Raw genomic sequence first — 24,122 nt, 5'->3', positions numbered from 1 at the left:
ATGAAGAAGTCTCTTTTATCCATCGCAATAGGGGCAGTGCTGCTTTCGGGCTGCACCCTGATTCCCGACTACGAGCGGCCTGCATCGCCTGTGGAAAACGCTTGGCCCCAAGGCGAGGCGTACAAAGGCAATCCAACCAGCAGTGGTTCGGAATACACGGCCGACATTGGCTGGCGTGAGTTTTACAGCGATCCGCAATTGCAGCGTCTGATTCAAGTCGCTCTGGATAACAACCGTGATCTGCGGCAGGCGGCTCTGAATGTTCGCCTGTATCAGGCGCAGTATCGCATCCAGCGTGCAGAGCTGTTCCCGACCATTGGCGTCAATGCCAATGGTTCGCGGACGCGTACGCCAGCAGACATGAGCTCGGCAGCGGCGATCCAGGAGTTGCTGCAAAGCACTGGTCAGGCTGGCGCAGGAAGCTCTCGTAGCGGCTCGATCAACAGCCAATACACGGTAACGCTTGGCATGTCGGCCTATGAGCTGGATCTGTTTGGTCGGCTGCGCAGTCTGAATGAGCAGGCCTTGCAAAGTTATTTTGCAACCGTTGAGGCGCGGCGCAGTACGCAGATCAGCCTGATTTCCGAAGTGGCCAACGCCTACTTCACCTGGAAAACCGATCAGAAACTGCTCCAGCTTACCCGCGATACACTGGACGCTTATCAGCGCTCATTCGATCTGACCAAGCGTCTGTTGGATAATGGGGTAGGTAGCGGTCTGGATCTACGTCAGTCCCGTACGGCGCTGGAAGGCGCTCGGGCGAGTCTTGCGCAGTACACTCGTCAGGAGGCGCAGGATCGCAATGCGCTGGGGTTGCTGTTGGGCGCACCCTTGCCGACCGATCTACCAGCCGGCAAGAGCCTGGATGACAATGACCTACTGGCTAAGCTGCCAGCTGGCTTGCCGTCGCAGTTATTGCAGCGCCGTCCGGATGTTTTGCAGGCCGAGCTTAACCTCAAGGCAGCCAATGCCAATATCGGTGCGGCCCGTGCTGCGTTCTTCCCAAGTATCAGCCTGACGGCGCAGGGCGGAACAGGCAGTAGTGAGCTATCTGGTTTGTTTGATGCTCATTCGGGGTACTGGACGTTTGCGCCCAGCATCAATATCCCAATCTTTACCGCAGGCAGTCTGAAGGCAAGCCTGGATGCGGCCAAGATCCAGAAGGACATCAATATTGCTGCGTATGAGAAAGCTATCCAGACAGCCTTCCAGGAAGTGTCTGATTCTCTTGCAGCGCAGGGAACCTATGATGATCAGCTTCAGGCCCAGCGTGATCTGGTGAAGGCGAGTCAGGAGTATTACGATCTGGCTGAGAAGCGTTACCGTCAGGGCATCGATAACTACCTGACTGTGCTTGATGCGCAGCGATCCTTGTATTCGGCTCAGGAGCAGCTGCTCGCAGACCGCCTTAATCAGCTCAACAGCAGTGTGACGCTGTACAAGGCGTTAGGCGGTGGTTGGTTGGAGCGTACGACGGATAACAACGTCAGTGCGACGCCCGCAATCACATCAAAGCGCTAGTAAGGCGGACATAAAAAAGCCGACTCGATTGAGTCGGCTTTTTTTTTATGCCTATTTTTCCCTCCAGCCTGCGCTGGAGGGAAAACGCATCAAGCGTCAGCGTCAGCCGAGCGATTACGTGTCAGCAAGGCAGGCTTTTCAGCCTTTGGACGAACCTGGAGCGAATCCAGCTGCTCAGGCGTCAGCATGCGGTCTGCACGAGAAGGCTTGTGCAGAATGCGGGGTTGCGGCTTGCTGGGTGCACGCTCCTCTGTCATAGCGGGACGCGGCTCACGGGGTTCGCGTGGCTGGTAAGGACGATTCTCCTGACGGGGACGTTGTCCGGCCGGCTTGTTGCGACGCTTGTTCTGAGCTGGGCCACGACTGTCGGTTACAGGCGCGTTGCTAGCATTGGCCGCACCTTGTCTAGGACGGGGCGGGCGTGCTTGAGCCGCAGCGCCTGAAGTCGCTGCTGCGCCTTGGCTATGGGTACGCGGCGGTTGCCCTTGACCTGGACGGCGCGGGCCACCATTACGGCGATTCTTGCCTTGGTAAGGACTGACATAATCAACCCGGTTACCAAAGTTATCGAAATCGTCATCCAGAAATTCTTCCGGATCGCGGTTCTGGGGGCTCTGAGTTGTCTGCTGGGGCTGGCGCTCGCCGCTGCGCTCCTGACGTGGCTTGTTTCTACCGGCGCGTGCCTGGTCCTGACTCTGACTCTGGTTCTGCTGGCGGCCACGACGTGGCTGGCGTGCCTGCCGCTCCTCCTGCTGCGATGCTGCGTGTTCAGCAGAAGCTTCACCTTCCGCTGCTCTTGCAGGCTGCTCTTTGCGGGGTGCACGTGGCTGTCGTGCCTGGCGACGGGGCTCGCGTGGCTCACGCGCTTCCACTTTCTCAACCGGTGCGCTGGCAGGATCAAAGCCCTGCATGTCGCCGTCAGGGATATTCTGCTTGGTCAGGCGCTCGATGGCGCGCAGCAGTTTCTCCTCGTCGGGAGACACAAGGGAGATGGCTTCGCCGCTACGACCGGCACGACCTGTACGGCCGATGCGGTGTACGTAATCTTCCTCCACGTTCGGCAACTCGAAGTTGACGACATGGGGAAGCTGGTCGATGTCCAGACCGCGAGCGGCAATATCGGTTGCCACGAGCACGCGAATGGCATTGTCCTTGAAATCGGCCAGCGCTTTGGTGCGTGCGTTCTGGCTCTTGTTTCCATGGATCGGCGCAGCAGGAAGGCCGTTCTTATTCAGGTACTCAGCCAGGCGGTTGGCACCATGCTTGGTTCGTGTGAAAACCAGCACTTGTTCCCAAGCACCAACGGTAATCAGGTGAGCCAGCAAGGCGCGTTTCTGGGCGGCGGCAATACGGAAGATACGCTGCTCGATACGCTCGACCGTGGTGTTTGGCGGCGTGACCTGGATGCGCTCGGGATTACGCAGGAGCTTGTCGGCCAAGTCGGTAATGTCCTTGGAGAACGTTGCCGAAAACAACAGGTTCTGCCGTTCTTTGGGAAGCAGGGCGAGAACCTTCTTCACGTCGTGAATGAAGCCCATGTCGAGCATGCGGTCAGCTTCGTCCAGCACGAGAATCTCGATGGCTGACAGATCGACGTTATTCTGACCGGCAAGGTCCAGCAGGCGGCCAGGGCACGCTACCAGGACGTCAAGGCCCTTGGAGAGCGCAGTAACCTGAGGCTTCATGCCAACACCCCCAAAGATGCAGGTGCTACGCATGGGGAGGTCGCGTGCATAGATCTTGAAACTATCATGCACTTGGGCGGCCAGCTCCCGGGTAGGCGTCAATACCAGCACACGGGCTTGGCGCGGACCGGCTTTTTTGCCGTCAGGTTGTCCGTTCGGAAAGAGCCGCTCGAGAACGGGGAGGGCGAATCCACCCGTCTTGCCAGTACCGGTCTGGGCGGCAACCATCAGGTCACGGCCTTGCAGTACAGCGGGAATGGCCCGTTGTTGAACGGGAGTCGGGTTGACATAACCCGCGTCGTTTACTGCGCGGGATAGGGCCTCGGAGAGACCGAGGGAAGTGAAGGACATGCGGGGTTCCTGTCTACTAAGTCGGCGTCCCGCCGACGTTGGGGCGCGGTTTCGCCTGAAACTGACGACAATAATGTGTTCGTCTTCTCCACACGCTACCGCCCTGCGCTGGGTGGAAGGCTGGAAAATGGCTCCAGGCGATGATGTTCAGCTTTTAAAGCCAAGGTTATTCCAAATAGCCAGACTGGGTTCAGCCTGATTCAATGTGTAGAAGTGCAGGGCAGGCGCTCCGCCAGCCAACAAGCGTTCACACATATCTGTCACGATTTCCTGGCCAAACGCCTGAATGCTTTTGACATCGTCAGCATACGCTTCCAACTGCTTGCGAATCCAGCGTGGGATTTCGGCGCCACAGGCTTCGGAAAAGCGAGCCAGGCTGCTGTAGTTGGTAATCGGCATGATGCCAGGAATGATGGGTACGTCTACGCCTAGCTTGCACGCTCTGTCGACAAAATGAAAGTAGCTGTCGGCATTAAAAAAGTATTGTGTGATCGCGCCGTTGGCTCCAGCCTTGATTTTGCGAACAAAATTGGCGAGATCGGCTTCGAAGTTGCGTGCCTGGGGATGAACTTCCGGATAAGCGGCAACTTCGATGTGAAAATGATCACCGGTTTCTTCGCGGATAAAGCTGACCAACTCGTTGGCGTAACGCAGTTCGCCGCCGGAAATCCCCATGCCGGAAGGAAGATCACCGCGTAGTGCCACAATACGCGTGATGCCCGCTTCACGGTAGCGAATCAGCAGGTCCCGTAATTCGGCCTTGGAGTCGCCTACGCAGGAGAGGTGAGGCGCTGTGGGAATCCGAATCTCGCTGTCGAGCTGAAGAACGGTATTGAGGGTACGGTCCCGGGTGGAACCGCCAGCACCATAGGTGCAGGAGAAGAATTCTGGGGAGTAGCCGGCCAGCTGGCGAGCAGTATTGAGCAATTTTTCGTGGCCGGCTTCGGTCTTCGTCGGGAAGAACTCGAAACTGACGTTGGGTGTGGTACGAGTCATGGGTAATCCCTGGAGCGCATTGGCGCTTCCTCAAGAAACACCGCCGCTTGGGCGGTGTTGTCCTGAACTGCCGAGGAGAAGGGGAAAACCTTCTCCGTGTCGATTGTTGCCTACCGCTTAGTAGCGATAGGTTTCCGGCTTGAACGGGCCGTCCTGCTCAACGCCGATGTAGTCCGCCTGTTCTTTGGTCAGACGTGTCACGACACCGCCGAAGCCCTTGACCATTTCCAGCGCCACTTCTTCGTCCAGCTTCTTGGGCAAAACCATGACCGTGACGTTCTTGGTCTTTTCGACTACAGGAAGGTCGGCAAACTTCTCGTTGAACAGGTGCATCTGCGCCAGAACCTGGTTGGCAAAGGAGCCGTCCATGATGCGGCTTGGGTGGCCGGTCGCGTTGCCCAGGTTGACCAGGCGACCTTCAGCCAGCAGGATCAAATAATCATCGTTGGCCGGATCGATGTCCTTACCGGTGCGGTGAATCTTGTGAACCTGCGGCTTCACTTCTTCCCAGCCCCAGTTCTTGCGCATGAAGGCTGTATCGATTTCATTGTCGAAATGGCCGATGTTGCACACCACGGCGCGCTTCTTCAGCTTTTTCAGCATGTTGGCGTCGCAGACGTTGGCGTTGCCGGTTGTGGTGACGATCAGGTCGATCTTGCCCAGCAGATCGGCATCAACGCAGGCTTCGGTGCCATCGTTCTGGCCATTCTTGTAGGGCGAAACGACTTCATAGCCGTCCATGCAGGCCTGCATGGCACAGATCGGGTCGACTTCGGACACTTTCACGATCATGCCTTCCTGGCGTAGGGAGGCAGCAGAACCCTTGCCTACGTCGCCATAGCCGACAACCAGCGCCTGCTTGCCGGAGAGCAGGTGGTCGGTAGCGCGCTTGATGGCGTCGTTCAGGCTGTGGCGGCAGCCGTACTTGTTGTCGTTCTTGCTCTTGGTAACGGAGTCATTGACGTTGATCGCCGGGATCTTCAGGGTGCCTTTCTTCAGCATGTCCTGCAGGCGATGTACACCAGTGGTGGTTTCTTCAGTAACGCCGTGAATCTTTTCCAGGGCCTGCGGATACTTGTCATGTAGGATCTGGGTCAGGTCGCCACCATCGTCCAGGACCATGTTGGCATCCCAGGGCTGGCCATCTTTCAGGATGGTCTGCTCGATGCACCACTCATATTCTTCTTCGGTTTCACCTTTCCAGGCAAAGACCGGAATACCGGCAGCAGCAATGGCGGCAGCGGCCTGATCCTGGGTAGAGAAGATGTTGCAGGAGGACCAACGCACTTCAGCGCCCAGCGCGACCAGTGTTTCGATCAGCACGGCAGTCTGGATGGTCATGTGGATGCAGCCCAGAATCTTGGCACCCTTGAGCGGTTGCTCACCGGCGTACTTGCGACGCAAGGCCATCAGGGCTGGCATTTCGGACTCGGCGATGATGATTTCGCGGCGGCCCCAGTCAGCCAGGGAAATGTCGGCAACCTTGTAGTCGTTGAAACCGGCAGGCGTGATAACAGCGCTCATTAAGCTCTCCATTCGTTCGAAGTTGTTGGCTGCCCCGGCGATAACGTGCCGCTGCAGGACAGCTGTAAATGCGAATGGGCGCCGTTGATGCGTGTGCAGGCCAGGCCTGCGGCTACGCTCCCCCGAGCCTGACAGGGAAACCCTGCTGCAGCGCCCCTCGGTAGGATGGCGGGTAGCGATTTGAGAATCGCCATGGGCTCGAAGTATAGCGGGCAATCCTCAGGCTTTGTAGGTGTACCGGATTCATGATGATCAGTAATTGACTGCATAGAGAGGAACGACCGCTTCGATGGCTTCTCTAACCGGCGGAAGGGTTTAAGCTTGTGGACCGCTATTACTCAAGGAGACGACATGAATTTCCATACACGCAAGTGGGTAAAGCCCGAGGATCTGAACGCCAACAACACTCTGTTTGGCGGCAGCCTGCTGAAGTGGATAGACGAAGAGGCTGCGATTTATGCCATCGTTCAGTTGGGCAACCAGCGGGTCGTCACCAAATATATTTCCGAGATCAATTTTGTTAGCGCATCGCGTATCGGTGACATCATCGAGCTAGGGATCACGGCTACTGAATTTGGCCGCAGCTCCATTACCCTGCGCTGTGAAGTCCGCAACAAGATTACCCGCAAGAGCATCCTGACCATCGATAAGATCGTCTTCGTCAACCTGGACGAGGAGGGTAATCCGACTCCCCATGGCAAGACGAAGATCACGTACATCGAAGATCAGTTCAAGGATGAAGAAAAGGGCGCCTGAGTCGGTCTAGGTTCGCGACAGACCTTGGAGTAGCCTTGGCGTTTACTGCTCGTATCGGAAATGCCATGGCTAATCACAAGATCGAGATCCGCCGCAGGAATACGCAGAAGATATTGCTGGCTGCCGAAAAGGTATTTGCCGAGAAAGGGTTTGGTGCTGCTTCCATGGGCGATATTGCCCAGGAAGCAGAGCTGCCGCGGTCGAACCTGCATTATTACTTCTCGACCAAGGATGACCTGTACCGTGAGGTGGTGCTCGGATTACTGGAACTCTGGAAACAGGATGCCATCTGTTTCGAGCAGTTCGATGACCCCCGGGTAGTGCTGACGAGCTATATCCGCGCCAAGATGAGCCACTCCCGTACGCGTCCCTATGGCTCTAAGATCTGGGCCAACGAAATCATGCATGGTGCACCGTTGCTAGGGGCCGCTCTGGATGAACACCTGATGGAGTGGGCCAGACTCAAGCAGGCCAAGATCAAGCAGTGGGTGGATGACAAGCGTATCCTGCCGGTAGAGCCGGCTTATCTACTCTACATGATCTGGGCCTCGACTCAGCACTATGCAGATTTCAATTATCAGATCGACCTAATCAACGGTCATACGCCCTTGAGCGACCGCCAGTTCGAGCAGGCTGTACAGACGGTGACGGCGGTTGTCCTGCGTGGGATTGGCCTGGAACCTTGAACACTCCTAACGCAGCTGTCAGGAATAAAGGGTATCCGGCGCTGCCTTGGTGATCGCCGCTCACCAAATTGTTGCACAGGCTATGGCTTGGCTTTTCTGAACTTAATCAATGAGTTGGTTGCTTTTGCAACGCTTGCAAGCGATCACACTGCTTTTTTCTGCACCAGTTTGATTCCTGACAATGCTGTTAGGACGCTTCGCTTCGGTGATCAGCTGTCATTTCCTTGCTAGGCAAACCAATATTCCAGATGCGATATCAAGGACTTAGCGCAAGGCCCGCACCCCTGACTGCTTTCGATCACGGTTCCGGCACGCTTATTGAGAGAAAGGGCGATCAGCCTGCTAGCAGGACCTACTCACCCCTATGAGAGAAAACAGGGAGAGCATGCCATGCCATACAACAGATCCGAAGTGATTGTGCGCGATGGTCTTCATGAGCTTCATGCCGGCCCGGATGTTCTGGACAGCCCACGTTATAACCACGACATGGCGCCTACTCAGGTAGCGGAGCGTTCCTGGAATAAGTGGCATATCGCAGCGCTGTGGGTGGGCATGGCCATCTGCGTACCCACGTACACCCTGGGTGGCGTACTGACGGCTTACTTTGGATTATCAGTGGGCGAGGCGCTGGCTACCATTCTGCTGGCCAACCTGATCGTGCTAATTCCCCTGACATTAAATGCATTTCCAGGCACCAAGTACGGGATTCCTTTTCCGGTCCTTCTGCGCAGCTCCTTTGGCATTCTGGGCTCGAACGTACCCTGCCTGATTCGAGCAGTCGTGGCCTGCGGCTGGTTTGGCATCCAGACGATGTTTGGCGGTTTGGCGATTCACCTGTTTCTCGGGTCACTTTTCGAGGGCTGGAAGGCCTTGGGCAGTACGGGTGAGGTCATTGGCTTCATGGTGTTCTGGACGGCCAATCTATGGGTGGTCATTCGAGGCGCCGAGTCGATCAAGTGGCTGGAGACCTTGTCTGCACCACTCCTGTTACTTGTCGGGGTCGGTCTTCTGATGTGGGCGATGCCCCATGTGTCGATGACGGAACTCCTGTCCCAGCCAGCCAAACGACCGGAAGGCGAGGGGGGGACCAAATATTTTCTGGCAGGTCTGACTGCCATGGTGGGTTTCTGGGCGACTCTCTCGTTAAACATTCCAGACTTCAGTCGCTATGCCAGAAGCCAGAAGGATCAGATCATAGGACAAGTGATTGGCCTGCCGGTCACCATGTTCCTGTTTGCCTCTTTGGGCGTGGTAATGACGGCCGCTTCGGCGGCCCTGGTGGGCGAGACGGTGTCTGATCCGGTTTCGCTTATCGGTCATATCCAGAGCCCTGTTTGGGTCGCCTTGGCCATGGCCTTGATCGTAGTTGCGACGCTGTCGACCAATACAGCTGCCAATATCGTTTCGCCCACGAATGATTTCCAGAATCTTGCGCCCCGGCTCATCAATCGGACCCGAGCCGTATTGATAACTGGGTTGGTGGGCCTGGCGCTGATGGCCCATGAACTGCTCAAGAAACTAGGCTGGATCGTCTCGGATGTCAGCTTGGAGAGCGTGTATTCGAACTGGCTGCTGGGGTACTCCAGTCTTCTGGGACCCATCGCCGGCATCATGGTGGTGGACTACTTCATCGTGAAAAAGCAGCAGCTTGATCTGGCCGGGTTATACCGTGACGACTATTACCCAGCCTACAACGTGGCAGGCTTCGTCGCGTTCGGCATTCCTGTCGTGCTGACGCTCATGGCGTTGACAACGGGTGTCATGACCTGGTTTTACGATTACGGCTGGTTTACCGGTTCGGCACTTGGTGGGGTGATCTACTTTGCCTGCGCCGGGCAGCATCATCGCAGCCCGGCGCCGCTGGCCAGGCCTTCGCTGTGAAGGCCCTGACTAGACTTCCAGGGTAATGAGTTCGGCGTTTACCTCAGTACCCTGTATGGTCAGGCGTCCCAGAGAGACAGGCAGCTTGAAGCGGCGAGGGCCAGGGCTGCCTGGGTTGAAGTAGAGTACGCCCTCGCGCTCCTCCCGTTTTGGCTTATGTGAATGCCCGCAGATTACGACGCGAATACCTTCGGCCGCCGGATCAATCACTAGATCCTGGAGGATGTGGATCACGTAGAGGTCGACCTCGCCAAAACGAAGCGTAGCTGTTTCAGGTAGGGTCTGGGCCCAGTCGTCCGTGTCGTTATTGCCGCGGACGACGGTAAGGGGAGCTATTTCCCGAAGTCGCTCAAGAATTTCGGGCTTGCCGATATCACCGGCATGGATGATATGGTCGCTCCCTTCAAGTGCGCTCAATGCGCCGGGACGCAGAAGATTGTGCGTATCGGCGATAACGCCAATGCGAAAAATCGGATGGTTGGAGACAGGCATGGTTCTCCCGTACACAGGCTGGGTCTGTATAACCTTTGACCGATAAAGTGTGTAAGGGTTGAATGAGTGTGATCGACGCCCAGTGCAGGCGTCGATCACAAGCGCCCTTTATTCCTGTGCTATGTCTGTGGTGCTGTCTGGCAGGAACCAGTTCATGATCAGAGCGCAAAGCCCTCCTGTGGCCACACCTGAATTCAGCACATCACGTAGCGCTGCTGGCATGTGGGCGAGAAACTCAGGGACCTGGGACACACCCAGACCCAGTGCCAGGGAAACGGCAATAATCAACAGGGCACGGCGGTCCAACTGAATGCCGGCCAGAATGTTGATCCCCGAAGCTGCAACGGCGCCAAACATCACCAGTGCGGCGCCACCCAATACTGGCTCTGGTACGGCCTGAATAATGCCAGCAACGGCTGGAAACAGGCCGAGCAGAACGAGAAAGACGGCAATCCACAGCCCGACGTGGCGGCTGGCGATACCCGTCAGTTGGATCACGCCGTTGTTTTGCGCAAAGATTGAGCTGGGAAAGCTGTTGAATAGTCCGGCCAACAAGGAATTGGCTCCATTGACCAGTACACCGCCCTTGATCCGAGCCATCCAGAGCGGACCTTCTACTGGCTGGCGGGACACTTTACTGGTTGCGGTCACGTCACCGATGGCTTCCAGGGAGGTGACGAGATAGATCACCAGCATGGGAACGAACAGTGCCCAGGAAAAACCCAGCCCAAAATGCAGGGGAACCGGCACCTGGAACAGAGGAGCTTCATGCATGCCGGTAAAGTCCAGACGTCCCAGATAGGCCGCCAGGCCGTAGCCGACCAGGAGCGCAATGACGATGGCCGCGCTACGCACCCATACCACGCGAACGCGGTTGAGCACGACGATGATTGCCAGCACCACACCGGACAGCAGTAGATTCTCGCCGTTGGCAAAGGTGCCCTGGCTCATGGCTGAGAAGCCGCCGCCCATACTGATGAGTCCGACCTTGATCAAGGTAAGACCGATCATCAGCACCACGATGCCGGTTACCAGCGGAGTAATCAGGCGCTTAACGAAAGGCAATATCCGGGAGATACCCATCTCGACGAAAGAGCCTGCCATGACCACGCCAAAAATGGCAGCCATTACGGCTTCGACCGGCGTGCCTTGCTTGACCATCAGCGCGCCGCCAGCGATCAAGGGGCCGACAAAGTTGAAGCTGGTACCCTGAACGATTAGTAGCCCTGCCCCGAACGGGCCGAAACGGCGACACTGGATGAACGTGGCAATGCCTGAAATCACCAGGGACATGGACACGATCAGGTTGGTATCCCGTGGTGAGACACCCAGTGCCTGGCAAATTAGAAGGCCTGGAGTGACGATAGGCACGATGATCGCCAGCAGATGCTGCAACGCAGCGAGCAGGGCGATAGGCAGGCGAGGCCGATCGTCGAGGCCGTAGACCAGTTCATGGCGGGAGGGAGAGGCGTCCGGCTGGCTCATGTAGCGGTTCCGCAAAAGGCGGCAAGTGTACTGTTCCGGTGATGCGCCGCACAGTCTTCATCTCATAAAAGAGACGGGCGATAGGACAGGCTGCTGCCATGCGCCTTGGGCATGGCGTTAACGTTCAGTAATAAAGACGAAAGTCCCACGGCCTAACTTTACCAGTATCCAGGGTCTTAGGCCTTGTTCTGATGGCAGGCGCTTGGCATTCACTACTCCAATCCCGCCGGGCTTCATGGCAAGCACTTCAGCAGTCATGCCATGCAGATCCAGCAGCCAGGTTGCCCATACCTTCTTCTTTTACCGAGGGCTTTTGCGTGTTTGACGCGATCACAGGGTTAATTCAACAGGGGGGTTACCTGGGCATTCTTTTGCTCATGTTTCTGGAAAACGTGTTTCCGCCTATTCCATCGGAGGTCATTATGCCGCTGGCAGGGTTTCTAGCGGCGAGAGGGGAGCTGAATTTCATCGGCGTGGTGCTGGCGGGAACGTTGGGGTCCTTTCTGGGCGCGCTACCGTGGTATTACGCTGGTGCGGTATGGGGAGAGGCGCGCATGCGCAAGCTGGCGCAGCGTTACGGGCGCTGGCTGACTCTTTCGGCCAAGGACGTCAGTGAGGCCTCTCTCTGGTTCAGGTCGCATGGCAGTAAGGCTGTCTTCTTTGGCCGCCTGGTACCGGCAATCCGTACCCTGATTTCTGTACCGGCCGGTATTGCCCATATGCCGTTTCGTCGCTTCGCCGGGTATACCCTGGCGGGTTCTTTGATCTGGACAACGGTGCTGACACTGGCGGGTTACCTGCTGAATGCCGAATACGAGCGTGTCGCGACGCTTTTGGATCCGGCCTCCAAAATAGTTCTGGCAGTGATTGTGCTCGTTTACCTGTATCGCCTGTTTAAAACCAACAGCCGGGAAGACTGCCGGGAAGGCTAGACGGGTTGGAATAGCGCCAGGGATGAGTCCTAGCGCTGATCCAGCAGACGCCTGCGCTCGGCTTTCTGTGCTTCTACCTGCGCCTTTTTCTGCTCGATCGCGGCGCGTCCACGCTCTGTTACGCTGGGGCGCGGTGCGGGCTCGGGGGCTGGCTGGGGCGTTGGTGGGGTTGGCCTGGGATAATGATGCCAGGGCGGACGGTGTCCACCATAATCGTAATAGGGCTCTGGATAGGGATAGTAGCGGTCCTGCCGGATCGGTGGCGGGACATCATAGTCATCATCGTCGAGATCGTAATAACGATCAGCGTCTGACGGTGTACGAGTGCTTGACCGAGACGTCTCGTCCCGAGGCTTAATGCTGGGCTTTTCCACTACCGGTGGTGGCGTCGGGTCGGCCATACGGGTGACCGGGCCACTGCCTCTTGGCGGAGGGTTATCAACTTCGATACGGTCGGCCAGGGATTGATCAGATGGGCAATGGCCTTGTGTAAACGTGATCTGGCCTGTCTTGTCGACGCATTTGAGTATGGTATCTGCCTGGGCATGGGTAACGCCGCTCAGGCTTGAGACCGCAACCGCCAGAATTGCCCACTTCATAGCAATCCCCTCTAACGTACCTGCATGCCACTCTAGCACCTTGCCGATCAGGTCATCTAAACGGTTACTGAAGAAAACCGTGAAGGTCAGGCCAGGGAGTGCCGCGCTGCTGACAGAAAATCGAACAAGCCTTCCAGAGGCAATGGCTCGGCCAGAAAATACCCCTGCGCCTCGTCGCAACGCGCGCGCTTGAGCAGTTCGAGCGTCTCTTCGTCTTCCACACCTTCCGCCACGACAACAAGGTTCAAGGCATGGGCCATGTCGGTAATGGCCTTGATGAACACGTAGCGGTCCAACCCTTCGGCGGGATGGGTAATAAGCGTGCGGTCGAGTTTGACGGTATCAATAGGAAAACGCCTAAGATAGGACAGGCCGGAGTAGCGAGTTCCCAGGTCGTCTACTGCCAGTTTGACACCCAACGTTTTCAGCGCTCCGAGCGCCTGATTGGAGGCGTCCATGTCTTCAATGAAAGCCCCCTCGGTCAACTCGAGTTCCAGGTGACAAGGTCTCAGTTTGGTTGTGTGCAGAATCGCTTCTATCCTGTCCTTCAAATGTGGTGACTTGAGCTGGAGGGGTGAAAGGTTCACGGACAGTTCCAGCGACTGCCCAAGTCGACTGGACAGGTCATGAATTTCCTGACAGGCCTTTTGCAGAACCCACAGTCCCAGCTCGTCTATCATCCCAATCTCTTCGGCAATCGGAATGAAATCCACAGGCGAAATCCAACCCCGCTCCGGGTGATGCCAGCGAATCAAGACCTCAACGCCCTGGGGGGTGCCCTCAGGCAGCCGAATGCGCGGCTGGTAGTAAAGCGAAAACTGATTCTGCTCCAAGGCGTGGTACAACGCTGTTTCCAGCACCATGCGGTTTTTGGCTTCGACACTCATTTCTTCTGAGAAGATGCGGCAACAATGGCCCCCTGCCGCCTTGGCACGATACATCGCAATATCTGCATGCTGGACCAGTTGTTCCTTGGTATGGCCATGCTCAGGGTAGAGTCCTACCCCTACCGACGCACCGGAAAAAACACGGCTGCCATTGATTTCTATCGGAGCCGCAACCGCTCGGATGATGGCGTCAGCCACCGCTTGAACGGAGATTTCACCTTCCGGGGCGTGGGCCACCACGACAAACTCATCGCCACCCAGGCGCGCCACCAGATCACCCTGAGGTACCGCTGCCCTCAATCGCTGCGCCACTTCGCGCAGCATTGTGTCGCCTGCATCATGTCCCATCGAGTCGTTGACCTGCTTGAAGCGGTCCAGGTCGATCAGCATGATGGCAAGGCAGCTGTTAAGCGGCGTGAAATTGATCAGAGCCTGCAAATGCTCGTTCAGGTACGCCCGATTGGGCAGCCCTGTCAGCATGTCATGGTTGGCCAGCTGGTGCAGGCGACTTTCGGCCAGCTTCTGCTCGGTGACATCCGTATAGCTGCCTGCCCATTCGATAAGCTGACCTTCCGTATCAAGAATGGGAACGGCATAACCACTGACATGGCGATATTGACCATCGGCCCGGCGCAGCCGGTACTGGGCATATACCGGCTGGCGGTCCTGCAGCATTTTGGCTCCCAGCGCAGCGGTGGGCTCCTGATCGTCCGGGTGAACCACGTTTATCCAGCCAAACCCCTGCATTTCCTCCTGAGTCTGGCCGGTAAAGGCACACCAGTCCGGCTGAGGAGAAACAATTTCCAGGGTAGGCGAAGCCGTCCAAACGATGGCACCTGTAGCATTTACCAGTGAGCGAAAGCGCTGCTCGCTGGCTTGAAGCGCCAACTCTGCCGCTTTGCGTTCCGTGGTTTCCCGGTCGCGCTCGATAACCAGCGCCGCAGTATTGACCAGCAGGCGCATGGACTCCTGCTCCGAACCGCTCGGCTCGCGCGCGTCCCTGCAATAATAGGCCAGGGTTCCCAATACTCTTCCAGAGGATGACAGGATCGGGTGAGACCAGCAGGCGCGGAAACCATAACCGAGCACCACAGGCTTGGCTTCAACCCAGCGCGGATCTTTCTCAATATCGCTGACGATAGTCGTGGCGCCGGTATACGCGGCAGCCCCACAGGAGCCAGCGAGGGGGCCAATGAGTATACGTTCTAAGGCCTGATTGAACGATTGGGGGAGCGAGGGGGCCGAGCCAAAGCGCAGGTGCAGGCCATCGGTATCCATGAGCATGACCGATGCCCAGATGTTGCCACCTGCCTGCTCTTCCGCAGAGCGGGCCAGGGTATCGAGAATCTGCTTGAGCGGGGCTCCCGCGACGGCCTGTGCCAGCGCCTGCTGCTGACCGTTGGCCAGGGCCTCGGTGCGTTTCAGATCACTGATATCTGACGCAATGCCCCGTAGCCGAAGGCTGTCAGCGTCGCTCAGCACCTTACCTTTGACGCTAATCCAGCGAGTGCGGCCGTCTGATAGCAGCAACCTGCAGTCGAAATGCCAATGCTCGGCACGTTTCGCTGCCGTTTCGATGACGCGGCGTACACGCCTCTGGTCATCCGTGTGGATACGCTCGAAAAACTCCTCGAGCGCCCATGTGTCCGGCTGTATGGACGTACCGAAATCTGGCCCGTTTCTCAGCAGGCAGGTCAGCGTTCCGCTAGCGACGTCCAGTTCCCATTCACCCAGATCCGCTACATCGAGCGCGAACTGCAGGCGTGCCTCAAGTTCAGCAGCGGAGGAGGAAGGCGAGGGGGCGGCGTTGACATCCTTTTTTACCCTGGGCTCGGCATTGGTGTCCGGCATATCGTTCACTCGAAGTTTCCAACTATCGATTGATCTGCCATGTCTTGCGGGCGCGGCACGGCAGCGGTGCGTCTAAAACAGGACTCTATAGAAAGCGTAGTCGTTCTGGGCAATGGCTCAATTCATAATCATCCATGAAATACGAGGGTAACGATTTACCATGCTGTCGGAGGGCTATCATCGAGCAGAAAGGGAGACGTTCTACAGGCGACGCCATCTTGCCTGAAACAGGCTTTTTGCCAAGAGTAAGAGAGTCCCAACCAGACCAGTGGAGAGGCTGCGCTTTTTGCGGAACAGGCACAAAAACGCCGCCCGAAGGCGGCGTGCTCAACACGATCCCAGATCAGTCTTCCAGCATCGCCTTGTTACGGACGGCACCCTTGTCGGCACTGGTGGCCAAGAGGGCATACGCCTTGAGCGCTGTGCTCACGCGGCGCGCACGTGGCGTGGCAGGCTTCCAACCCTTTTTGTCCTGTTCGATGCGGCGGTGAGACAACTCCTCATCGCTAACCAGTAGGTTGATGCTGCGATTGGGAATATCGATCAGAACCTTGTCGCCGTCTTTCACCAAGCCGATCGCACCACCAGCCGCCGCTTCTGGCGAAGCATGGCCGATGGAAAGTCCTGACGTGCCGCCCGAGAAACGGCCGTCGGTGAGCAGGGCGCACTGCTTGCCCAGTCCCTTGGACTTCAGGTAGCTGGTGGGGTAGAGCATTTCCTGCATGCCCGGGCCGCCCTTGGGACCTTCGTAGCGGATGATAACGATATCGCCAGCTTTCACTTCGTCGTTCAGGATGCCCTTCACCGCGGCATCCTGACTTTCGAAAATCTTTGCCGAGCCTTCGAAAACATGGATGGATTCATCCACGCCCGCCGTTTTCACCACGCAACCGTCCAGCGCGATATTGCCATACAGCACGGCAAGACCGCCTTCCTGAGAGTAGGCATGCTCGACGCTACGGATGCAGCCTTCGGCGCGGTCGTCATCCAGGGTGCCCCAGCGAGTCGCCTGACTGAAGGCTTCCTGCGTGGGGATACCGGCCGGACCTGCTCGGAAAAAGGTCTTGACCGCTTCGTCCTGAGTAAGCGTGATGTCCCACTTCTCGATGGCTTCGCCCAGGGTTCTGCTGTGCACGGTCGGCAGATCCGTATTGAGCAGACCGCCGCGAGCCAGTGCACCCAAAATGCTCATGATTCCGCCTGCACGGTGAACATCTTCCATATGGTATTTCTGGATGTTCGGCGCCACCTTGCACAGCTGGGGTACCTTACGGGACAGGGCGTCAATGGCGCGCAGGTCAAAGTCGACCTCGGCCTCCTGAGCCGCCGCCAGGAGGTGGAGGATGGTATTGGTGGAGCCCCCCATCGCGATATCCAGCGTCATTGCATTTTCAAAGGCCTTGTAAGACGCAATGTTTCGCGGCAGTACGGAGGTATCGTTCTCCTGATAGTAGCGCTTGCATAGCTCGACCACCGTACGGCCGGCTTGCAGGAATAGCTCCTTGCGGTCGGCATGGGTTGCCAGCAGCGAGCCATTACCCGGCAGTGCCAGGCCCAGGGCCTCGGTCAGACAGTTCATGGAGTTGGCCGTAAACATGCCGGAGCAAGAGCCGCAGGTTGGGCAAGCGCTGCGCTCATACTCGGCTACTTTTTCATCAGAGGCGGTGCTATCCGCGGCGATGACCATAGCGTCGACCAAGTCCAGGCCGTGGCTGGCCAGCTTGGTCTTGCCGGCTTCCATGGGGCCGCCGGAGACGAATACGACCGGAATGTTCAGGCGCAGGGCCGCCATCAGCATGCCGGGGGTGATCTTGTCGCAGTTGGAAATGCATACCAGCGCGTCGGCGCAGTGAGCATTGACCATGTACTCCACGGCATCAGCGATGATCTCACGGGACGGCAGGGAATAGAGCATGCCATCGTGACCCATGGCGATGCCGTCATCCACAGCGATAGTGTTGAATTCCTTTGCAACGCCACCGGCTTTTTCTATCTCGCGGGCGACCAGCTGGCCCAGGTCCTTTAGGTGAACATGACCTGGCACGAACTGGGTAAAGGAGTTGGCTATCGCAATGATCGGCTTCTTGAAGTCTTCGTCCTTCATGCCGGTGGCACGCCAAAGTGCGCGGGCACCAGCCATATTGCGGCCGTGGGTGGAGGTTTTCGAGCGGTAATCAGGCATGGAGGCTGCTCTCCGGGGCGGCTTTGCTTATCACGGTAATCTGTTCAAACACTGCGGCGTATCCACCGTATAGCTGTAAAGGTAGCAGTGGAGGCTTAGGGTACGCGAGCATTGAATAGGCTCAGGGCTATCGTGAGCGCGGATGGAGCGCAAAGCAAACGGAAGTGGACCGAGTGCCGTGCTCTGGGCCGGTCGGATAGCGCGGGATCTCCGCGTGACTGGCTTGGGCTCACAGACCCGCCGGGGATAATGGCGAGGAAATTTCCCGATTCTACTCCGCATTTGCTCAAAGAGGAAAGCGCACGACAAAGGGTATACCTTGGCTTACGCTTTCTCGGCTCAAGAAACCGTCATTTGTTTGCGTGCAGGCCAAAGATCTTTGGATCAATAGCATTTGCCATCGCCACATAACCTGCCCGGTTGGGATGCAGTCCATCGCCAGGGCCGCCTTCGCTGCTGGGAATGAACTCTGCACGCAGGCCGCCCGTAGCGGGATCGAGCGTGGCCGCATCAAAGTCAATGATCGAGTCAAACAGACCGCTTTCCTTTATGAAGCGATTAAGTGCCATACGTTTCTGATCCTGCTCCTGAAAGGCCGGGTCTGCAGGATTGGCCGCCAGGCTGCTGGTCAGGGTCGCGCCGTGAAGACGTACACCGGGCAACGCTTTGCGCATACGTTCAATCGCATTGCGCATGGCTGTCTCGACGACCTTGACGGACGCACCAGTACCCGGTGAAAAATCATTGATACCTTCCATCCAGATAACGTCTGTTACACCAGAAAGGCTTAATACATCCCGTTCCAGACGATCCATGATGGATGGACCGCCGCCATAGCCTTGCCGGATGCTTTCATCCAGAGGGCCTGCGACCTCGTTGCCAGAAATGCCGGCATTCACTACCGAGTACTGTCCCGGTGCCAACTGGGCGAGGCGACGATTCAAGATGTCTGGCCAGCTGTCATATCCATTAGGAGTTGAGCCGGTACCGTCGGTAATGGAATCGCCCAAGGCCACGATGACTCGCGCAACGTCTGGTGCCTGGACATCAACCGCGTCGAGCAGGAACGTTGAGGTCGTAGTAAAGGGCCAGGCGCATTCCTGCTCCTCGGTGGCGTGGTCAGTGCCGCGAACACTGAAATAGGAGGTTGCGAGCGCTGCAGCATGCCAGCTCAGCGGGCCGCTGTTCCCAGCGAGATGAAAGCTTACCGCCAGGGTGTGGGAAGGTGCTTTGGGTAGCGGGATCGGATCCGTCCAGCGAGTCTCACCAGGTTGAAGCTGAATTTCGCTCTGGCCGTCAAAGCTGACCGGGCGATTACTGCCCGGTACCAGAGCTGCACCCCCTAAAGGTTGCCCGATATAGACACTGCGCAAGGTAATGGGCCTGTTACCAAAGGTATTTGAGAATCGCAGGCGCGCCTGGCTTCCCCATACACTAGGTCGAATGATCAGCCGGATACTTTGATCCTGAGCCCCACTAGCCGAAATAATACCTTCCAGCTTTGGCTGGGCGATGGGCGAACCGTTGGGGTAGGCTGCCTGCACGGGGGCTGTCCAGGCTGTTTTCCAATCATCGGCATGTCCGGGCTTGGACGCGAGTGCAAACAGGCCGGCAGCCAGAAGGGTTAACAGGCGCATGAGGATTCCTTGATCAGGTATCGGACGTTGGATTAAGCAGGCTTTTCAGCTGGGCTTGCAGGTTCTCCCAGTGGGTGCCTTCCCAATAGACACGATCACAGCCCGAGCATTTCAAAAAATAATCATGACGTTCCCGCACGAGTGGCGGCAGGCTATCGAGGACGACACTCTTATCGACGGAATGAAGGGTATCGTTACAGACCAGGCACCGGCTGAAGGGCGCAGCATGGTCAGCCAGGTTGTAGCGCTCGAATACTTCGCGCAGCTGTGCCTCAGGCTTGTTTGAGCGGACGTAGCAGCCGTAGACAATCTGGCTTCGCTTGAGCAGTTCGCGGTCCCGGGTCAGGACAATATAAGGTTCTCGCGCACAGTAATTGGCAATTTCATTGTCATGAATGGCCGGATAATACAGCGTATCGAATCCTGCCAGTCGTAGCAGCCGCGCTAGCGCGCCCATATGGGCATCGGCAATGAAGCGAAACTCCGTTAGCCGATCGCGCAAGGGGACAGCATCCTCCAGTTCCAGACGATAAAAGGGTGGGTAGACCGCTATCCGATCATCCTGTTGTATCAGGTAGTCAAATCCTACGGATTTACCATTCACCAGAATGAATTCGACTTCTGGATGCGGAACGCCCAGAGCCTCGATCATGTGCTTGACGGTAGAGTTCGGGTTGCAGCTGAGCGTAAAGCTGCGCTGGCGGCGAGCCGGAGGTAAAAAGTTATTGAGGCGTGCGTAGAAACGAAATGTCGCGTTGTTCATACGCGCCATCCGGTCGTATCAGACATGACACGACCGGAATCGGTCGTTACCGAAAGCGTAGAGCGGCTAATCAGTAATGATCGGCCGATTCGCATGTTTCGAAACCTTTGCTGTCGACGCGACCCGCGCTGTCAAAGCCTACCGAAAACACCTGCTCCTTGCCGTCTCTGTTGAGCACGTAGTTATTGCAGGAGCCTGGTTTGACCTTGCGTGTGTATTGGGTGGATGGGGTACCACCAATCTGCAGCACCTGCTCTTTAGTCATGCCTGTCTTCACGTCGCGAACCAGTGGTTGTTCACGGTATTCAATACGATCCTTAGCCGTATCGACGTTTTCCTTGACGGAGCTACAACCAGCGGCCACGGCAGCGAGAGCAACAACGGCGAGTGTCTTCTTGTACATATGATTCTCCAAGGTCGTTGATGACCGGTCATTTCTTTGAGCATGCCGTTGCCCAGAAATTCACTGAATTCGTGATGTTCAACGAAACGGTCTCAAATAAAGAGGCGTACCCTAGAAAGAAATAACCGTGATCGTTGAAGTCCAACGGTTGACTGGTTAGAGGGCAAACCTGGGAGTGGTATGAGCGAGCATCAAAACCTGACCCGCTATCCGCTAGTGTTGGTCCATGGTCTGCTGGGGTTTATGGAAATTGCAGGCTATCCATACTGGTATGGCATCGTTTCGGCGTTGGAGTCCATGGGGGGCAAAGTCTATCCGGTACGGCTTTCCGGTGCTCATAGCAACGAGGTGCGGGGGGAGCAGCTGCTTGCGCTTATCGAGGATATCGTGCGCGACAGCAAGGCCGAGCGGGTCAATCTGATCGGTCACAGTCAAGGGGCCCTGACCGCGCGCTACGCAGCCGCCATTCGTCCTGAGCGGGTTGCGTCAGTCACCTCTGTAGCAGGTCCCAATCATGGGTCGGAGCTGGCCGATATGCTCCAGCTCTCCATGCGTACCAGTAGTCTGAAGGCGCATCTGGCCGCTGAGTATGTTCAATGCATGGCCAAGTTCATGGCCTTTCTGGATCGCAGTAATGGTTATCCCCAGAGCGCGATTGCCAGTCATGAGTCACTTACTACCGAAGGCGTGGCAGCATTCAACGATAAATACCCGCAAGGACTTCCCGCTACCTGGGGCGGTGAAGGTGCTCCTGTCGTCAATGACGTCCGTTATTACTCCTGGTCCGGCATTCTGGTGCCGGAGCTGACGGACCGGGGAGCCAATCGGCTCGACCCTACCCATAGCATGTGTGTACGACTGTCTCGTTGCTTCGAGCTGGAAGCAGATCAAAACGATGGATTCGTTGGGCGATTCAGTTCACATTTGGGGAAAGTCATCCGCTCCGATTATCCGCTTGATCACCTGGATATCATCAATCAACTGGCCGGTGCGATAGGGCATGGCGTCAATCCGGTAGCGCTCTACACCGACCATGCGCTTCGCCTGAAAGCCGACGGACTTTGACAGCGCACGGCCAAATGTCGTGCAGACTCAACAGCTTGCCGATCTGAGCTCGTTATTCAATCTGGCACTCGAAATGCCGGTTGGTCAGCACACTGATTCCTCCTACTGCTCAAGAAGAGTCTGTCTGCCGTTTACGCGCTGAAATGACCCCTTGTCGGCTTGTTGGTCTATCTATAGATGACATTAAAAAAAGTGCCTATCCTTCCGATTTAAAAGGAAGAAATACTGATTTGGACGTCGTGCGCGCTATCTAAACATGCGCCGCATTGGTATCGTTATAATATTTCAAAATATTACTTGCTACGTCAGAGGGTCGCATGAATCGCCGCCGCTTGCTCAACCTGCTCCTGGCCAGCCTGACACTACCCGCTGCTTTTCCAGTGCTGGCGCTTCCTCAGCGTCTGACCAGCGCACGCGCCTGGTTGGATTCGGATAAATTTCGCCTGGTTTTCGATCTGAGCGGCCCTGTCCGATTCAAGACGTTCAGACTCAGTGCGCCTGACCGGATCATCCTGGATCTAGCCAATACGCAACAGGTAGCCGCACTCAACAATGTGCCGCTCAAGAATACCCCGGTGCGCTCCATTCGAAGTGCCCCGTTCGGCTCGTCCGATACCCGTGTCGTCCTCGAACTTTCCCAGCCGGTTACCCTGGATAGCTTCCTGCTCGGGCCTGCCGAGAATGCAGGGCATCGTCTGGTGCTGGATCTCAAGCCTGCCCAGGTACCTAGCATCCCTGTACCGGAGCCTGAGGCAATGCTCGCATCAGCCCCCGTCGTAACAAGGGCTGGCAAAGGCCGCGACATTATTGTGGTCGTCGATGCCGGTCACGGTGGCAAGGACCCAGGCGCGCTGAGCCAACGTGGGGACCGCGAGAAGGATGTCGCCTTGATCATTGCGCAAAATCTTGCGCGCATGATCAATCAGCAGAAGGGCTACAAGGCCAAGCTGGTACGTAACGATGACTTCTTCGTTCCGCTGCGCAAGCGTGTGGATGTTGCGCGCAAGTACAACGCAGACATGTTCATCTCCGTGCATGCCGATGCTGCGCCGCGCCGCACGGCTTCAGGAGCTTCGGTATATGCCCTGTCCGAACATGGGGCGACCTCGACAACGGCACGCTGGCTGGCCAACAAGGAAAACGATGTCGACCTGATTGGTGCCAATGAGATCCTGAAAAACAAGGATCCGGTCCTGGCGGGCGTACTGCTGGATATGTCCATGAATGCCACGATCTCGTCGAGTCTCGATCTGGGAGACCGTGTCCTGAACAGCCTATCCAATGTCACAGGTCTGCATCTGAAACGCGTTGAGCAAGCCGGTTTTGCGGTGCTCAAGTCGCCTGATATTCCATCCATTCTGGTGGAAACCGGCTTCATGTCGAATGATCGGGACAGCCAAAAGCTATTGGACCCGCGTCACCAGAAAGCATTGGCCCAATCCATTTTTGGCGGTATCCATCATTATTTCAGTGAGCGTCCGCCGACAGGAACCTACCTGTCCAGTATCAAGGAACAGGCCACCGGCTAAGAAAAAGACGCTTGGGTTTCTGTGCACGGGCACGGTATTTTTTCTTGAACCGCGGTAAAGTGTGCGCTTTCATGTCCACAAGGAAAGCGCACATGGCCAATCCCGCTGCTCGTCTCTCCGATGTCAACGCCTGCCCCATGACGGGCCACGGCCCTAACCCGACCGTGACTGGCTCCCCCGACGTTCTGATCAACTCCCTACCTGCCTTGCGTGTCGGTGACTCCAGCGCTTGCGGTGATACTGTGGCGGTAGGAAGTGCTACCGTTTTCGTCAACGGCCAGCCGCTGGCTTATCTGGGCAGCGCCACCGCCCATGGTGGCGTGATCATCACAGGCTCTGGTGATGTCCTGACAGGCTGATCGGAAGGCCTAGTAGATCGGGATGTACAGGTTTACTTCAGAGGCTGGGTTATCCGGCCCCTTGAAGTGCTCGTCGTACCGCTCGAAGCTGACAGCTTTCTTCGGTTCCAGGCCACGTTCAGGCAGGACGCGGGCATACAGATACTCGTAGGTATCTGGGAGCGTGTCTGTCGTTCCGATGTGAGTGAACTGCAGATATTTCTGCGCAGGCACCGTGTAACGGAGCATGCCTTCCGGTACGGGTGTGTTCTCGTCGACCTTTATACCGGCCAGATAGCGCAGCACACCGGGGGGCGGACTGAGTGTCAGACCGAACCACTGTTGCGGGGCGCTAGGCAATTGCAGCTCGGCTAGCCGATGTGTAATGTCATGCCAGAGCTGTGCAATGCTGCCGCCCTGGCCATCGCCCGTGTACTCCAGGCCCATGACGGTAAACGCTGGAAGCTCGGTGATACTGAGCGGCATGGTGGTCTCCTTGTAGATAGAGGCGTCTCGCCCGGACAGGCCCATGAGGAATATTTCCAGTTGAGCCTGTTTC

General features: G+C 57.0%; 20 protein-coding genes and 1 riboswitch. Of the genes, 8 read left to right on the top strand and 12 right to left on the bottom strand.

The genetic code is table 11. The features are described 5' to 3' along the window. Positions 1–1,521: an AdeC/AdeK/OprM family multidrug efflux complex outer membrane factor gene (gene adeC, locus QWJ10_RS12165; protein WP_289926653.1), complete on the top strand. Its 1,521-nt coding sequence runs from the start codon at positions 1–3 to the stop codon at positions 1,519–1,521. Between the two features lie 89 nt (positions 1,522–1,610). Here the strand turns inward: adeC and QWJ10_RS12160 are convergent, their stop codons facing one another. The 3 genes from QWJ10_RS12160 to ahcY all read right to left on the bottom strand — a co-directional run bounded on the left by QWJ10_RS12160 (position 1,611) and on the right by ahcY (position 6,077). Then, positions 1,611–3,557, bottom strand: a complete 1,947-nt coding sequence (locus QWJ10_RS12160) for a DEAD/DEAH box helicase (RefSeq protein WP_289926650.1) — start codon at positions 3,555–3,557, stop codon at positions 1,611–1,613. A 147-nt stretch (positions 3,558–3,704) separates the two neighbouring features. Then, on the bottom strand, positions 3,705–4,553 hold the full coding sequence (gene metF, locus QWJ10_RS12155; RefSeq protein ID WP_289926648.1) for a methylenetetrahydrofolate reductase [NAD(P)H]: 849 nt from the start codon (positions 4,551–4,553) through the stop codon (positions 3,705–3,707). A gap of 117 nt (positions 4,554–4,670) precedes the next feature. Beyond that, the gene (gene ahcY / locus QWJ10_RS12150; RefSeq protein ID WP_010795574.1) at positions 4,671–6,077 is read right to left on the bottom strand and encodes an adenosylhomocysteinase; all 1,407 of its coding nucleotides are present in this window, start codon (positions 6,075–6,077) and stop codon (positions 4,671–4,673) included. Between the two features lie 69 nt (positions 6,078–6,146). Continuing rightward, positions 6,147–6,242, bottom strand: a riboswitch (S-adenosyl-L-homocysteine riboswitch). 186 nt (positions 6,243–6,428) lie between these two features. Between ahcY and QWJ10_RS12145 the strand changes: the two genes are divergently transcribed. From QWJ10_RS12145 to QWJ10_RS12135, 3 genes are all read left to right on the top strand, one after another. Next, entirely contained in the window at positions 6,429–6,833 is a 405-nt protein-coding gene (locus QWJ10_RS12145; RefSeq protein WP_010795573.1) for a hotdog domain-containing protein, read from the top strand. Positions 6,834–6,898: 65 nt separating this feature from the next. Continuing rightward, complete coding sequence (locus tag QWJ10_RS12140) at positions 6,899–7,519, top strand: TetR/AcrR family transcriptional regulator (RefSeq protein WP_289927222.1); 621 nt, start codon at positions 6,899–6,901, stop codon at positions 7,517–7,519. Between the two features lie 390 nt (positions 7,520–7,909). Beyond that, positions 7,910–9,400 carry an NCS1 family nucleobase:cation symporter-1 gene (locus QWJ10_RS12135; RefSeq protein WP_289926643.1) on the top strand — a complete coding sequence of 497 codons (1,491 nt, stop codon included), beginning with the start codon at positions 7,910–7,912 and terminating at the stop codon, positions 9,398–9,400. A gap of 9 nt (positions 9,401–9,409) precedes the next feature. Here the strand turns inward: QWJ10_RS12135 and QWJ10_RS12130 are convergent, their stop codons facing one another. Both QWJ10_RS12130 and QWJ10_RS12125 read right to left on the bottom strand, forming a co-directional pair. After that, positions 9,410–9,892, bottom strand: a complete 483-nt coding sequence (locus QWJ10_RS12130; RefSeq protein ID WP_289926640.1) for a metallophosphoesterase family protein — start codon at positions 9,890–9,892, stop codon at positions 9,410–9,412. Positions 9,893–10,000: 108 nt separating this feature from the next. After that, positions 10,001–11,377, bottom strand: coding sequence for a uracil-xanthine permease family protein (locus QWJ10_RS12125; RefSeq protein WP_289926639.1), 1,377 nt, complete (start codon positions 11,375–11,377; stop codon positions 10,001–10,003). A 317-nt stretch (positions 11,378–11,694) separates the two neighbouring features. Here QWJ10_RS12125 and QWJ10_RS12120 point away from each other — a divergent pair, with 317 nt between their 5' ends. Further along, positions 11,695–12,309 (top strand): DedA family protein, encoded by a 615-nt coding sequence (locus QWJ10_RS12120; RefSeq protein WP_150346722.1) that lies wholly within the window; start codon positions 11,695–11,697, stop codon positions 12,307–12,309. A 29-nt stretch (positions 12,310–12,338) separates the two neighbouring features. Here QWJ10_RS12120 and QWJ10_RS12115 read toward each other — a convergent pair whose 3' ends face one another. The 6 genes from QWJ10_RS12115 to osmE form a co-directional block, all read right to left on the bottom strand. Beyond that, the gene (locus tag QWJ10_RS12115; RefSeq protein WP_289926636.1) at positions 12,339–12,908 is read right to left on the bottom strand and encodes a hypothetical protein; all 570 of its coding nucleotides are present in this window, start codon (positions 12,906–12,908) and stop codon (positions 12,339–12,341) included. Positions 12,909–12,994: 86 nt separating this feature from the next. After that, the gene (locus tag QWJ10_RS12110; RefSeq protein WP_289927219.1) at positions 12,995–15,646 is read right to left on the bottom strand and encodes an EAL domain-containing protein; all 2,652 of its coding nucleotides are present in this window, start codon (positions 15,644–15,646) and stop codon (positions 12,995–12,997) included. 343 nt (positions 15,647–15,989) lie between these two features. Next, positions 15,990–17,828 (bottom strand): dihydroxy-acid dehydratase, encoded by a 1,839-nt coding sequence (gene ilvD, locus QWJ10_RS12105; protein WP_019364894.1) that lies wholly within the window; start codon positions 17,826–17,828, stop codon positions 15,990–15,992. Between the two features lie 350 nt (positions 17,829–18,178). Then, positions 18,179–19,465: a GDSL-type esterase/lipase family protein gene (locus QWJ10_RS12100; RefSeq protein WP_289926631.1), complete on the bottom strand. Its 1,287-nt coding sequence runs from the start codon at positions 19,463–19,465 to the stop codon at positions 18,179–18,181. 13 nt (positions 19,466–19,478) lie between these two features. After that, positions 19,479–20,228: a Mut7-C RNAse domain-containing protein gene (locus tag QWJ10_RS12095; protein ID WP_125887416.1), complete on the bottom strand. Its 750-nt coding sequence runs from the start codon at positions 20,226–20,228 to the stop codon at positions 19,479–19,481. Positions 20,229–20,298: 70 nt separating this feature from the next. Further along, complete coding sequence (gene osmE / locus QWJ10_RS12090) at positions 20,299–20,631, bottom strand: osmotically-inducible lipoprotein OsmE (RefSeq protein ID WP_010795560.1); 333 nt, start codon at positions 20,629–20,631, stop codon at positions 20,299–20,301. Positions 20,632–20,811: 180 nt separating this feature from the next. Here osmE and QWJ10_RS12085 point away from each other — a divergent pair, with 180 nt between their 5' ends. The 3 genes from QWJ10_RS12085 (at position 20,812) to QWJ10_RS12075 (ending at position 23,584) form a co-directional block, all read left to right on the top strand. After that, positions 20,812–21,696: a triacylglycerol lipase gene (locus tag QWJ10_RS12085; protein ID WP_289926627.1), complete on the top strand. Its 885-nt coding sequence runs from the start codon at positions 20,812–20,814 to the stop codon at positions 21,694–21,696. A gap of 317 nt (positions 21,697–22,013) precedes the next feature. Continuing rightward, positions 22,014–23,225, top strand: a complete 1,212-nt coding sequence (locus QWJ10_RS12080; RefSeq protein ID WP_289926623.1) for an N-acetylmuramoyl-L-alanine amidase — start codon at positions 22,014–22,016, stop codon at positions 23,223–23,225. A gap of 92 nt (positions 23,226–23,317) precedes the next feature. After that, positions 23,318–23,584, top strand: a complete 267-nt coding sequence (locus QWJ10_RS12075) for a PAAR domain-containing protein (RefSeq protein WP_010795556.1) — start codon at positions 23,318–23,320, stop codon at positions 23,582–23,584. Positions 23,585–23,593: 9 nt separating this feature from the next. On the opposite strand, the gene QWJ10_RS12070 is transcribed toward QWJ10_RS12075, so the two are convergent. Continuing rightward, positions 23,594–24,049, bottom strand: a complete 456-nt coding sequence (locus QWJ10_RS12070; RefSeq protein WP_289926620.1) for a GyrI-like domain-containing protein — start codon at positions 24,047–24,049, stop codon at positions 23,594–23,596. Between the last annotated feature and the right edge of the window lie 73 nt (positions 24,050–24,122).

It is taken from the genome of Pseudomonas sp. WAC2 (genome assembly GCF_030403525.1).
Classification (GTDB): domain Bacteria; phylum Pseudomonadota; class Gammaproteobacteria; order Pseudomonadales; family Pseudomonadaceae; genus Chryseomonas; species Chryseomonas luteola.
Note: the sequence above shows the minus strand (reverse complement) of the source record. Positions and strands in the feature narration are given on the sequence as shown.